We start from the raw sequence: 12791 nt of genomic DNA on the forward strand, positions 1-12791 counted from the left end.
CGATTAGGCCGACAGCAGCGAGCCCGTGCGATACGCCTTCGCGCCCGCGATGCGCGCGACTTCGAGACCGGCCGTCGCGAAGCGCGTAATGTGCCGCGCGTACATGACGCCCGACGTGCTGCACTTGACCGTGGTCACGGTGTCGGTCAGTGGATCGACGATATCGGCGATGGGTTCGCCCGCGTCGATGAACGCGCCCACTTGCGCGCGAAACACGAGCACGCCCGACACGGGCGCGACGATCGGCTCCGCGCCTGCAAGCGGCGTCGCGGGGAACGCGAGCGCGGGCAGCGGCGCTTGCGGCGCATCGATCACGCCGCGGTGAATCAGGTAATTGACGATTGCCTGCGCGTCCTTGTCCGCGAGTTCGTGCGATACGTCGTGCTGGCTGCGCAGTTCCACCGTCACCGAGATGCCGCCGTTCGGAATCGGGAAGCGATCGCCGTAACGCGCGCGCAGATCCGACCAGCAGAAGCTGTGAATCTCGTCGAACGGATTGCCGACCGAATTCAGCGCGAGCAGCGATGCCTTCGAGTCCAGATAACGCGCGAGCGGTTCCACTTCTTCCCAGATGTCCGGGTTCGTGTACAGATGCAGCGCGGCGTCGAGGTCGCAGTGCAGGTCGAGGACCACGTCCGCGTCGTAGGAGAGCTTTTGCAGCGCGAGGCGTTGCGATTCGAGCTCGGTGCGCGGCGTCTGTTCGTCGAGCGCCTCTTTCATCGCGGCGCGCACGGCGAGGCGGTTCGCATCCGCGTCGTTGGTCAGGCGCGCTTCAATGCGCGGCGCGACCAGCGCGGCGAGATCGTGGAAATTGCGGTTGAAGTTGTGGCCGCTGTTGGTATCGAACCGGCCGAGCAGATTGCCGTGCAGGAATTGATTGAGACCGATGGGATTCGGCACCGGCACGATCACCACTTCGCCGCGCAGCTTGCCGGCGGCTTCGAAAGCGGCGAGCTGGCGGCGCAGCTTCCACGCGACCAGCATGCCCGGCAGTTCGTCCGCGTGCAGCGACGACTGAATGTAGATCTTCTGTCCGTCACCCGGACCGTAATGGAAACTGGCGATGCTGCGTGAGGTGCCGAGCGTCGGCGAGATGAGCTGGTGAGTTCTGGTCTGCATAGTGTTCGCGCGCACGCGAGTGCGCGAGGTCTTGCCTCGATGGTTGCTGGACGGGCTGAGGCGCTCCGATGCGGGGCGAGTGGGGCGCCGCGGTGTCTCCGTCCGCCGGCGCCGCCTCAGACGTTCGATCTTAGCCGAAATCGGCGCGGCGGGCGGCCGGCTTGTGGGCACGGGCGGAACGGCGCGCAATAAAAAACGGGCTCCGTGGAGCCCGTTCGTTCTTTGGCTGCTTCCGATGAATTAGCCGCCGTACACGTCGAAGTCGAAGTACTTCTTCTCGATCTTCTTGTACGTGCCGTCCTTGATGATGTCGGCAATCGCCTTGTCGATCTTCGCCTTCAGGTCGGTGTCTTCCTTGCGCAGACCGATACCGGCGCCATTGCCGAGAATCTTCTCGTCGACGATATCCTTGCCCGCGAAGTCGAAGCCCGCGCCGCGCGGCGTCTTCAGAAAGCCGATGTCCGCCTGCACCGCGTCTTGCAGCGCGGCGTCCAGACGGCCCGAGGTCAGGTCGGCGTAGACCTGGTCCTGGTTCTGGTACGGCGTGACGGTCACGCCCTTCGGCGCCCAGTACGTCTTGGCGTAGGTTTCCTGAATCGTGCCCTGCTCGACGCCCACATTCTTGCCCTTCAGGCTCTCGGCCGTCGGCAGGATGCCGCTGCCTTTCTTCGCGACGAGGCGCGTCGGCGTATTGAAGAGCTTGCTGGAGAAGGCGATCTGCTCGGCGCGTTGCGGCGTCATGGACATCGACGAAAGCACGCCGTCGAATTTCTTCGCCTTCAGCGCGGGAATCATGCCGTCGAAATCGTTCTCCACCCACACGCACTTCGCCTTCAGACGCGCGCAGATTTCATTGCCGAGATCGATGTCGAAACCGACCAGCTTGCCATCCGAACCTTTCGATTCGAACGGGGGATAGCTTGCGTCGACGCCGAAGCGGATCGTCGAATAGTCCTTGGCATGGGCCGTGACGGCGGTGAACGACGTGACGGCGAGAAGGGACATCGACAAGGCGGCAAGCAGTTTCTTCACTGTTTTAACTCCAGAAGGTGGTCAGTTCGGCCCGGAAGGTCTCGTTCCGGTGCCGTCCGGCGAGGCGGGCGGTCGCCTGAAACAGGCGGGAAGGCGCGCATTCCGCGGATCGTGTCCGTGCAGAATCGGCAGAAGGTTACCAAGCCAAAATAGTTCGGAACCTAGTGAAACCCCGAATAGAGCTTTTCCTCCTTTCGGCATCCGTTTTCGAGCACGCCGGCCGTGCCCGAACCCGCCGCGCCGCGAGGATGATCCATCCGGTTAAGATGCGGCCTTTGCTTTGCGCGCCTCGGAGTCGAACGCCGCGCATCGCCAGATAAAAGCCCGACATGAATCAGGAGACGATACCGATGCCCACTTCACCCGCGGCGACTTCTAGCCGCGCATCCGCCGATGCCGCGCCGCCCGCGCTGTCCGCCGGCATGATCTCCGCGCGCCTCGACCGGCTGCCCGCCACGCGCACGGTATGGACGCTCGTCGTGCTGCTGAGTCTCGGCTTCTTCTTCGAGCTTTACGACTTGCTGTATTCGGGCTATGTCGCGCCGGGCCTCGTGCGAAGCGGCATTCTGACGCCGACCACGAACGGCTTCTTCGGCATGACGGGCGTGGCGAGCTTCATCGCGTCGCTGTTCGCGGGGCTCTTCATCGGCACGGTCGCGTGCGGCTGGCTCGCCGACCGCTTCGGCCGTCGCGCGGTGTTCACGTATTCGCTGCTGTGGTACACGGCGGCCAACGTCGTGATGGCGTTTCAGGACACCGCGACGGGCCTCAACTTCTGGCGCTTCATGGCGGGCGTGGGCATCGGCGTGGAGCTCGTGACCATCGGCACCTATATCTCCGAACTCGCGCCGAAGCACATTCGCGGCCGCGCGTTCGCGTGCGAGCAGGCGGTGGGCTTCATGGCGGTGCCGGTGGTCGCGTTTCTCGCGTATCTGCTCGTGCCGCGCGCGCCGTTCGGCATCGACGGCTGGCGCTGGGTCGTCGTGATCGGCGCGCACGGCGCGCTTTTCGTGTGGTGGATTCGCCGCCGCTTGCCCGAAAGCCCGCGCTGGCTCGCGCAGAAGGGGCGGCTGGACGAAGCCGACCGCGTGATGACCGCGCTCGAAGCGCAGGTGCAGCGCGAATACGGCAAGCCGCTGCCGCCGCCCGCCGAGCCGGAGCCGGTTCTGGACGCGGAGAGCGCGAAGGGCGGCTCGTTCGCCCGCATGTGGCGCCCGCCCTACGGCAAGCGCGCGACGATGATGATCATCTTCAACGTGTTTCAGACCGTCGGCTTCTACGGCTTCGCGAACTGGGTGCCGACGCTGCTCATCAAGCAGGGCATCACGGTGACGTCGAGCCTGATGTATTCGAGCATCATCGCGATCGCGGCGCCCATCGGCCCGATGATCGGCCTCGCGATTGCCGACAAGATCGAGCGCAAGACGGCCATCGTCGCGATGGCGGCGGCCAATATCGTGTGCGGGCTGCTATTCAGTCAGTCGTCGAATGCCGCGTTTCTGATTGCGATGGGCGTCGGACTCACGCTGTCCTCGAACATCATGTCGTACAGCTTTCACGCCTATCAGGCCGAACTGTTCCCGACGAGCATCCGGGCTCGCGCCGTCGGCTTCGTCTATTCGTGGAGCCGGTTCTCCGCGATCTTCACCTCGTTCATCATCGCGGGCGTGCTGAAGGGTTTCGGCACGACGGGCGTGTTCGTGTTCATCGCGGGCGCCATGTTGATCGTGATGGCGGCGATCGGGCTGATGGGGCCGAGAACGCGCGACATGGCGCTCGAGAAGATCTCGCATTGAGAGGCAGCGGCGTGCCGATTGCTGCGTCTGGGCGTTCTGTATGCCAGAATCCGCAGAACGTTCCTTGTAGAAGCCAACAATTCGAATATGTCCGACACGCTCACCCCAGTCGAAGCAGATCATGCGATGCGCAACTGGATCTATCGATCCGAAGGCCGGATTCGGATCGGTTCCGAGCTGCACAAGCGCATGTTCTGCGAGATGCTGCTGACGACGCACAATCCTTATAAGCCTGCCGTCATCGAGTGGCCGAAGCTGGACCCGGCGGCGCTCAGGCGCGTCACGTCGCTGCCGATCTGGGATATCGCGGTGCAGACGGAAGGCCGGGCGTCGATTCGCGTGGCGACGTATGCGGCGAGCGTGTCCGACCCGCTGCTCAACGAAGCGCTGCGCATGAACGGCGGCGAGGAGGCGCGGCACAAGCTGGTGCTGTCGAAGCTCGTCGAGGCGTACGGCATCGAACTCGCGCCCGAGCCGCCGTATCCCGCGCCCGACGACGCCCTGCGCGCGTGGATGCTCACGGGCTACAGTGAGTGCATCGACAGTTTCTTCGCGTTCGGTCTTTTCGAGGCGGCGCGCCAGTCCGGCTATTTCCCGGAAGCGCTCGTCGAGACGTTCGAGCCGGTCATTCAGGAGGAGGCGCGGCACATTCTGTTCTTCGCGAACTGGGTGGCGTGGTATCGGCGCAGCTTGCCGTGGTATCGCAAGCCTGGATTCTTGCTGAAGACGGCGGGCGTGTGGCTTTCGCTGATCCGCGATCGCATTTCGCTCGCGCGCGGTTTCGACAAGAGCGGCGCGGCGCAGGACGCGAATTTCCCCGCGAATGTCGGGGATTCGGTGGCCGGGAACGTGTCGGTGGGCGCGTTGATCGATCTGTGTCTCGTCGAGAACGAGCGTCGCATGGCGGGCTACGACGCGCGGCTGCTGCGGCCGACCACCGTGCCGATGCTCGCGCGGCTGGCGCGGCGGTTTGTTAAGTAGCCGAGCTTGCCCCGGCTCCTTTCGCCCGCTCCTCATACCGCCGCGACGCATCCTCCACGTCCTGCTTGAACCGTGCCAGCGCCGCGAGCTGCGCATCCGGCGGTTGCAGCGCGGCCCACAACACGTCCACCAGTTCATCCGCCGTCGTCTCGATCTGAGCCTGACTCAGGCGGCGCTTCGCGAGCGTCGCGTCCCACAGCACATGCTCCATCGGCCCGAAAACGAGCGAGCGCAACAGACGCAGCGACACGTCCGCGCGTACATGCCCGAGCGCCTGCCCGCGCGCGAGCACGTCCATCAGCGGCGCGGTGTAGCGGCGCTGCAATTCAGTCAGCGTGTCCGACAGATCATGCTGTTTCGTGCGGCCTTCCGACAGCACCAGCGAACATAAGCCCGTGCCGTTGACGAGCATCAGCCGCAAATGCGTCCGCACGATAAACGCGAACTGTTGCCGGATCGAGCCTTCGCGCGGCAGCCCGCTTTCGAATGCGTCGATGATCTCGTCGTACCAGTCCGCGATCACGCGCGCGCACAGCGCCCGCTTGCCACTGAAGTAGCTAAAGACGGTTGCCTCCGAAATGCCGGCGCGCTGCGCGATTTCCGCCGTGGTCGCCGCGTCGTAGCCTTTTTCGGCGAAGACATCGCGGCCTGCTTGCAGGATGTCGCGCACGCGTTGCTGCGATTTGACGCCGGCAGGCGTGCGGCGGCCGGTTCCGGTGGATTGCGTGGACATGATCGTGCCGAAGATTGTCGGGAACAAATGTGAGCGTAGCTCAAAACCCTATTGACGGCTACCCGATTTGAGCGTGAAATAAGCCACCATTCGGTTAGATGCCCGTTGTGAGCCAGGCTCAGATCCGGGCACGCCAACCCCACTGCATATCGAGGAGACACCCATGAGCACCGTGCCGGGCCTGAACTTCGCGCTGGGCGAAGACATCGACATGTTGCGCGACACGCTCGTCAACTTCGCAGCGAAGGAGATTGCGCCGCGCGCCGCGGAAATCGACCGTACCGACCAGTTCCCGATGGACCTGTGGAAGAAGTTCGGCGATCTCGGCGTGCTCGGCATGACGGTTTCCGAAGAATACGGCGGCGCGAACATGGGATACACGGCGCACATGGTCGCGATGGAGGAGATCTCGCGCGCGTCGGCGTCGGTGGGCCTGTCGTACGGCGCGCATTCGAATCTGTGCGTGAACCAGATTCATCGCAATGGCACCGAAGCGCAGAAGCGCAAATATCTGCCGAAGCTCGTATCCGGCGAGCATGTGGGCGCGCTGGCGATGAGCGAGCCCAACGCCGGGTCGGACGTGGTCAGCATGAAGCTGCGCGCCGACGAAAAGAGCGATCACTATGTGCTGAACGGCACGAAGATGTGGATCACCAACGGCCCGGATTGCGACACGCTCGTCGTGTATGCGAAGACGGACATCGAAGCGGGCGCGAGAGGCATTACGGCGTTCATCGTCGAGAAGGGCATGAAGGGCTTCTCCGTCGCGCAGAAGCTGGACAAGCTCGGGATGCGCGGCTCGCATACGGGCGAGCTCGTGTTCGAGAATGTCGAAGTGCCGAAAGAAAACATCCTCGGCGCGTTGAACGGCGGCGTGAAGGTGCTGATGAGCGGCCTCGACTATGAACGCGCCGTGCTCGCGGGCGGTCCGACCGGCATCATGCTCGCGTGCATGGATGCGGTCGTGCCATACATCCACGATCGCAAGCAATTCGGGCAAGCCATCGGCGAATTCCAACTGATTCAGGGCAAGGTCGCGGACCTTTATACGACGCTGCAAGCGTGCCGCGCGTATCTGTATGCCGTGGGCCGCCAGCTCGATACGCTCGGCTCCGGCCACGTGCGCGACGTGCGCAAGGACTGCGCAGGCGTCATTCTCTATACCGCCGAAAAAGCGACGTGGATGGCCGGCGAAGCAATCCAGATTCTCGGCGGCAACGGCTATATCAACGAATATCCGGTCGGGCGTCTCTGGCGCGATGCCAAGCTCTATGAAATCGGCGCGGGCACGAGCGAGATCCGCCGCATGCTGATCGGGCGCGAACTGTTCGCAGAGACGGCATAAGGGCGCGCGTCATGACCATCATCGAATCGAAGCTGAATCCACGCAGCGAGGACTTCCGCACCAACGCGGCCGCGCTCGAAGCACTCGTCGCGGACCTGAAAGAGAAGGTCGCAAAGATTGCGGAAGGCGGCGGGCAGGCGGCGCGCGACCGTCATCTGTCGCGCAACAAGCTGCTGCCGCGCGATCGCATCGCGCAGTTGCTCGATCCCGGCACGCCGTTCCTCGAACTCTCGCCGCTCGCGGCGTACGGCATGTACAACGATGAAGCGCCGGGCGCGGGCATCATCACGGGTATCGGGCGCATTGCAGGGCAGGAGTGCGTGATCGTCTGCAACGACGCGACCGTGAAAGGCGGCACGTACTATCCGGTCACGGTGAAAAAGCACCTGCGCGCGCAGGAAATTGCGGAGCAAAATCGCTTGCCGTGCGTGTATCTCGTCGATTCGGGCGGCGCGAACCTGCCGAATCAGGACGACGTCTTTCCCGATCGCGATCACTTCGGCCGCATCTTCTATAACCAGGCGAACATGTCGGCACAGGGCATCGCGCAGATCGCGGTCGTCATGGGATCGTGCACGGCGGGCGGCGCGTATGTGCCCGCGATGAGCGATGAATCGATCATCGTGAAAGATCAGGGCACGATCTTCCTGGGCGGTCCGCCGCTCGTGAAAGCAGCAACGGGCGAAGAAGTGAGCGCGGAAGACCTGGGCGGCGGCGATGTTCATACGCGGCTTTCGGGCGTCGTCGATCATCTCGCGCAAAACGACGCACATGCGCTCGGCATTGCGCGCAGCATCGTCGGTAATCTCAATCGCGTGAAAGCGCCGACGCTCGCGCTGAAGGAACCGCTGCCGCCGCGTTATGAGCCGGAGAGCGTGTACGGCGTGATTCCGGTCGATACGCGTAAGCCCTTCGATGTGCGCGAAGTAATCGCGCGCATCGTCGACGATTCCGCATTCGATGAATTCAAGGCGCGTTACGGGACCACGCTCGTTTGCGGCTTCGCGCATATCTGGGGGCATCCGGTCGGTATCGTCGCGAACAACGGCATTCTGTTTTCCGAATCCGCGTTGAAGGGCGCGCATTTCGTCGAACTGTGCTGCCAGCGCAAGATTCCGCTCGTGTTCTTGCAGAACATCACGGGCTTCATGGTCGGGCGCAAGTACGAGAACGAAGGCATCGCGCGTAACGGCGCGAAGATGGTCACGGCGGTGGCCACGGCGAAAGTGCCGAAGTTCACGGTCATCATCGGCGGCTCGTTCGGCGCGGGCAATTACGGCATGTGCGGCCGCGCGTACTCGCCGCGTTTCCTGTGGATGTGGCCGAACGCGCGCATCTCGGTGATGGGCGGCGAGCAGGCCGCGTCGGTGCTCGCGACCGTGCGGCGCGACGGCATCGAGAAGAAGGGCGGCACGTGGTCGAAGGAAGACGAGGAAGCGTTCAAGGCGCCGATTCGCGAGCAGTATGAGGTGCAAGGCCATCCGTACTATGCGAGCGCGCGTTTGTGGGACGACGGCGTGATCGATCCGGCGCAAACCCGCGACGTGCTCGGCCTCGGACTCGCGGCGACGATGAACGCGCCTATCGAAGACACGCGCTTCGGCGTGTTCCGCATGTAACCGGATGTGATGCCCATGTTCAACAAGATACTGATTGCGAACCGCGGCGAGATTGCATGCCGCGTGGCGGCGACGGCCAGGCGCCTGAACGTGGCGAGCGTCGCCGTGTATTCGGATGCGGACGCGAAAGCCAAGCACGTCGATGTCTGCGACGAAGCGGTGCGCGTCGGCGGATCGGCTGCGTCGGAGAGCTATTTGCGCATCGAACGCATTGTCGAAGCCGCGAAAGCGACCGGCGCGCAGGCCGTTCATCCCGGCTACGGCTTTCTTTCGGAGAACGAAGAATTCGCCAACGCCTGCGAACAGGCGGGCATCGTGTTCATCGGACCACCGGTGGAAGCGATTCGCGCGATGGGTTCGAAAGCCGCGGCGAAGGCACTGATGCAGTCCGCATCCGTGCCGCTCGTGCCCGGCTATCACGGCGACGATCAGGACGCGGCGCTGCTGCAACGCGAGGCGGACCGCATCGGTTATCCGGTGCTGCTGAAGGCAAGCGCGGGCGGCGGTGGCAAAGGCATGCGCGTGGTCGAGCGCAGCGAAGACTTCATGCAGGCGCTGGCGTCGTGCAAGCGCGAGGCGGCGTCGAGCTTCGGCAACGATCGCGTGTTGATCGAAAAGTATCTGCTGCGCCCGCGACACGTCGAAGTGCAAGTCTTCGCGGACACGCACGGCAACGCGGTGTATCTGTTCGATCGCGATTGCTCAGTGCAGCGGCGTCATCAAAAGGTGCTGGAAGAAGCGCCCGCGCCCGGCCTCTCCGATGAAACGCGTCGCGCGATGGGCGAAGCCGCCGTTGCCGCTGCGCGCGCCGTGAATTACGTCGGCGCGGGCACGGTCGAGTTCATCCTGACGCAGGACGGCCAGTTCTATTTCATGGAGATGAACACGCGGCTGCAAGTCGAGCATCCGGTGACGGAGATGGTGACGGGACTCGATCTCGTCGAATGGCAGTTGCGCGTGGCGGCGGGCGAGCCGCTGCCGCTGAAGCAGGACGAGCTACGCGTGAACGGCCACGCGATCGAAGCGCGCATCTATGCCGAGAATCCGTCGCGCGGCTTCTTGCCGTCGACGGGCACGCTCAAGCATCTGGCGCTACCGGAAGCGGTCGAATTCACGCTCGACGGCAAGGTGCGCATCGACAGCGGCGTGCGCGAAGGCGACGCCATCACGCCGTTCTACGATCCGATGATCGCGAAGCTGATCGTGCATGGCCGCGACCGTCGCGATGCGCTCGCTCGCATGGCGCGCGCGCTCGCGCAGTGCGAGATCGTCGGCTTGCAGACGAACGTCGAGTTCCTGCAACGCATCGTGAAGAGCGAGCCGTTCTCCCAAGGCGAACTGGATACGGGTCTCATCGAGCGTCATCGCGATGCGCTGTTCGCGCCGTCGCCGGTATCGCGCGGCAAGGCGCTCGCGCTTGCGTGCGCCGCGCTGCTCACGCGCGAGGGTGGCGAAGCGCACGGCCATTCGCCGTGGGACGCACTTTCGCACTGGCGCATGGCCGGCGGCTACAGTCAGGACCTGAACTGGCGCGCGGTCGACACGGACGAGGCGCTGAAGGTTGTCTTCACGAAGGATCGTGAGAAGCGCCTGCAATGGGACGAGAAAACCGCGCGCTTTGACTGGTCGCATCGCGGAGAGACGTCGTTCACGGTCCAGCTCGACGATGCGCTCATCAAAGGTCACGTCTTCACGGACGGCGACACGTTCCACGTCTTTTACGAAGGCGCGGCGTTCGCGTTCGAATGGCAGAACCTGATGGCGCACGCAGGCGACGCCGAGCACGAAGGGCGTCTCACCGCGCCGATGCCGGGCAAGGTGATTGCCGTGTTGGTGGAAGCGGGCGCGTCGGTGGAGAAGGGCGCGCCGCTGATCGTCATGGAAGCGATGAAGATGGAGCACACCATCGTCGCGCCGACAGCGGGCAAGATCGGCGAGATTCTCTTCGATGTCGGCGATCAGGTCGCCGACGGCTCGCAACTGCTCGTGCTCGAAGCGCAGCAGGCCTAGCGTTTCTTCTTCGGCGGGCGGCCGAGCAGCGTTTCTTCGCTCTCCGCCCGCACGAGTATCTCGACGCGCCGGTTCATCGCGCGGCCTTGCGGCGTGTCGTTGCTGGCGATGGGCCGCAGATACGCCATGCCCTTGGTCGTGAGACGCTCGGCCGGCACGCCCCGCGCGATCAACGCGCGCGCGACCGCTTCTGCGCGCGCCTGTGAAAGCGTCTTGTTATAGGCGAGCGTGCCGTCGTTATCGGTGTGGCCTTCGATCAGCACGGGCCGCATGCTGCGCTTGAGCACCGTTGCGGCGCGGTCCAGCGCCGGAAGGCTGCCGCGGCGAATCTCCGCTTCGTCGGTATCGAAAAGCGCGACTTCGGGAAGCCGCATCTCCACGCCGCCGTTCACCTGCTGCATCGAGATGCCGTATTGCGCATTCAGACGCTCTTCCGTCGAGCGGTCCAGCTTGGTCCCGCAGCCCGTCAACAGCGCGAGCGACGCACATGCTGCAACCGCCAGTAAGCCTTTGCCGACCATTCCGAGTTTCCTGCGTTAATGCCCGAGCCGCGATTATAGGGACGACTGAGCGCAGTTTTGTAAAGAACGTTGCATCAATCGTTGCTGCGAAGTGGAACGAATCGTGCGATTACAATGCACCCGGCTCTATCGCTTTCGCTTGTTGTCGATTCCCTCAGAGGCTCCCTTTCATGGCGATTTCTTCGCGCACCGAGACCACGCCCAACGCGGCGGAAGCGGCCGAGCGCACGCGCAGGATGCAGCGCGCGGCGTCGGCGGTGCTCTATACCGTTCTCGTTCTGGTTGCGGCTTATACCGCGCGCACCTTCATTCCCGCAGTCGTCTGGGCCGTCGTGATCGCCATTGCGTTGTGGCCGGCGTTCGGCTGGCTCGAGCGGCGTCCGATCTTCCGGCAGCGTCAAACGCTGCTCGCAGTGCTGCTGACGCTCGCCGTCGGCTTGCTCTTCGTGGTGCCGTTCGCCGTCGTCGCGGCGCAGACCGCGGACGAAGCGCACGACATGCTGCAATGGTTCCATGAGATTCTGCGCACCGGCATTCCGATGCCCGCATTCATAGAGCGGCTGCCGACAGGCGGGCAGCAGATCGCGCACTGGTGGCAGGCCAATCTCGCGACGCCGCTCGAATCGTCGCCGGCGGTCAAGAACCTGCATAGCGCGACGTTCGTGGCGATGACGCGGCATTTCGGTAGCCGCGTCGTGCATGGCCTCGTGATCTTCGGCTTCATGCTGATGACGCTCTTCTTTATCTTTCAGGCGGGCGCGAAGCTCGGCAGGCAACTCATCGCGGGCTCGCGGCGCGCGCTGGGCGCGGACGGCGCGGCGCTGTTGCAGCGCATGGCCGATTCGGTGCGCAGCACGGTCGTCGGCTTGGTCGTCGTGGGATTGGGCGAGGGCGCGTTGCTCGGCATCGCCTACGCCGTGACGGGCGTGCCGCACGCGACGCTGCTCGGCATGCTGACGGCGGTCGCCGCGATGCTGCCGTTCTGCGCGCCGATCGTCTTTCTCGGCTCGGCGCTGTGGCTGCTGGCGCAAGGCTCGATGATCGCGGCGGCGGGCGTGGCGATCTTCGGGCTCGTCGTGGTGTTCGTCTCGGAGCACTTCGTGCGGCCGGTGCTGATCGGCGGTTCGACGCGCCTGCCGTTTCTGCTCGTGCTGTTCGGCATTCTGGGCGGCGCGGAGACGTTCGGGCTGCTCGGGCTCTTCATCGGTCCGGCGCTGATGACGATTCTCGTCGTGCTGTGGACCGATTGGGTTCGCGCCTGACGCGTGCGTTCGGTCAGTCGCCGCGTTCCTGCACGCACACCCACGGCGACACGACCACGGCCCACAACTCGGGATCGCGCGCCGCAAGATCGGCGGCTGTTTCGGACTGCACGCGCTCGACGAGCCCCGCCGAAAGCCATTGCGTGACTTGCTGGGTGTCGTCGCTGGCGACGGCTTCGGCCACGCTGACGAGATCGAGATCGCGCTTCACCCAGATCAGCACGCCCTTGGCAAAAAAGCGTTCGAGTTCCGACCAGCCGATCTGCGCGGTTTCGGCGAGGAGCTTCACATAAAGCGGGCTGGGATTGGCGGCGTCGGTCATGGCGGGAATGCGATAAAAACGAAAGGCGTCCGACACTATAGCGCAGTGCCG

General features: G+C 64.3%; 11 protein-coding genes. 6 read left to right on the plus strand and 5 right to left on the minus strand.

The window, feature by feature from the left end:
• Nucleotides 1-3: 3 nt before the first annotated feature.
• Both NCR34_RS15285 and NCR34_RS15290 read right to left on the minus strand, forming a co-directional pair.
• On the minus strand, nt 4-1119 hold the full coding sequence (locus tag NCR34_RS15285) for a succinylglutamate desuccinylase/aspartoacylase family protein (protein ID WP_250500337.1): 1116 nt from the start codon (nt 1117-1119) through the stop codon (nt 4-6).
• A gap of 240 nt (nt 1120-1359) precedes the next feature.
• Entirely contained in the window at nt 1360-2151 is a 792-nt protein-coding gene (locus NCR34_RS15290; protein WP_250500338.1) for an ABC transporter substrate-binding protein, read from the minus strand.
• 350 nt (nt 2152-2501) lie between these two features.
• Here NCR34_RS15290 and NCR34_RS15295 point away from each other — a divergent pair, with 350 nt between their 5' ends.
• Complete coding sequence (locus NCR34_RS15295; protein ID WP_502800085.1) at nt 2502-3947, plus strand: MFS transporter; 1446 nt, start codon at nt 2502-2504, stop codon at nt 3945-3947.
• A gap of 87 nt (nt 3948-4034) precedes the next feature.
• Nucleotides 4035-4928 carry a ferritin-like domain-containing protein gene (locus NCR34_RS15300; protein WP_250500339.1) on the plus strand — a complete coding sequence of 298 codons (894 nt, stop codon included), beginning with the start codon at nt 4035-4037 and terminating at the stop codon, nt 4926-4928.
• Here the strand turns inward: NCR34_RS15300 and NCR34_RS15305 are convergent.
• Nucleotides 4921-5661: a TetR/AcrR family transcriptional regulator gene (locus NCR34_RS15305; RefSeq protein WP_250500340.1), complete on the minus strand. Its 741-nt coding sequence runs from the start codon at nt 5659-5661 to the stop codon at nt 4921-4923. The genes NCR34_RS15300 and NCR34_RS15305 overlap by 8 nt on opposite strands.
• A 163-nt stretch (nt 5662-5824) precedes the next feature.
• Here NCR34_RS15305 and NCR34_RS15310 point away from each other — a divergent pair, with 163 nt between their 5' ends.
• Genes NCR34_RS15310 through NCR34_RS15320 form a run of 3 tightly spaced genes read left to right on the plus strand, consistent with a single transcriptional unit; the run spans nt 5825 to nt 10635 of the window.
• A complete protein-coding gene (locus tag NCR34_RS15310; protein WP_248322602.1) occupies nt 5825-7006 on the plus strand; it encodes an isovaleryl-CoA dehydrogenase in 1182 nt (393 codons plus the stop codon).
• Nucleotides 7007-7017: 11 nt separating this feature from the next.
• Complete coding sequence (locus tag NCR34_RS15315) at nt 7018-8625, plus strand: carboxyl transferase domain-containing protein (protein ID WP_250500341.1); 1608 nt, start codon at nt 7018-7020, stop codon at nt 8623-8625.
• Between the two features lie 15 nt (nt 8626-8640).
• The gene (locus tag NCR34_RS15320; protein WP_250500342.1) at nt 8641-10635 is read left to right on the plus strand and encodes an acetyl/propionyl/methylcrotonyl-CoA carboxylase subunit alpha; all 1995 of its coding nucleotides are present in this window, start codon (nt 8641-8643) and stop codon (nt 10633-10635) included.
• Here the strand turns inward: NCR34_RS15320 and NCR34_RS15325 are convergent.
• Nucleotides 10632-11156: an OmpA family protein gene (locus NCR34_RS15325; RefSeq protein ID WP_175941142.1), complete on the minus strand. Its 525-nt coding sequence runs from the start codon at nt 11154-11156 to the stop codon at nt 10632-10634. The two genes, NCR34_RS15320 and NCR34_RS15325, sit on opposite strands and share 4 nt — an antisense overlap.
• Nucleotides 11157-11326: 170 nt before the next feature.
• On the opposite strand from NCR34_RS15325, the gene NCR34_RS15330 reads away from it, so the two are divergent.
• Nucleotides 11327-12418, plus strand: coding sequence for an AI-2E family transporter (locus NCR34_RS15330; protein WP_175941144.1), 1092 nt, complete (start codon nt 11327-11329; stop codon nt 12416-12418).
• Between the two features lie 13 nt (nt 12419-12431).
• Here NCR34_RS15330 and NCR34_RS15335 read toward each other — a convergent pair whose 3' ends face one another.
• Entirely contained in the window at nt 12432-12740 is a 309-nt protein-coding gene (locus tag NCR34_RS15335) for a DUF2288 domain-containing protein (RefSeq protein ID WP_206469326.1), read from the minus strand.
• Nucleotides 12741-12791: the final 51 nt, after the last annotated feature.

It is taken from the genome of Caballeronia sp. GAWG1-5s-s (assembly GCF_023631445.1).
Classification (GTDB): domain Bacteria; phylum Pseudomonadota; class Gammaproteobacteria; order Burkholderiales; family Burkholderiaceae; genus Caballeronia.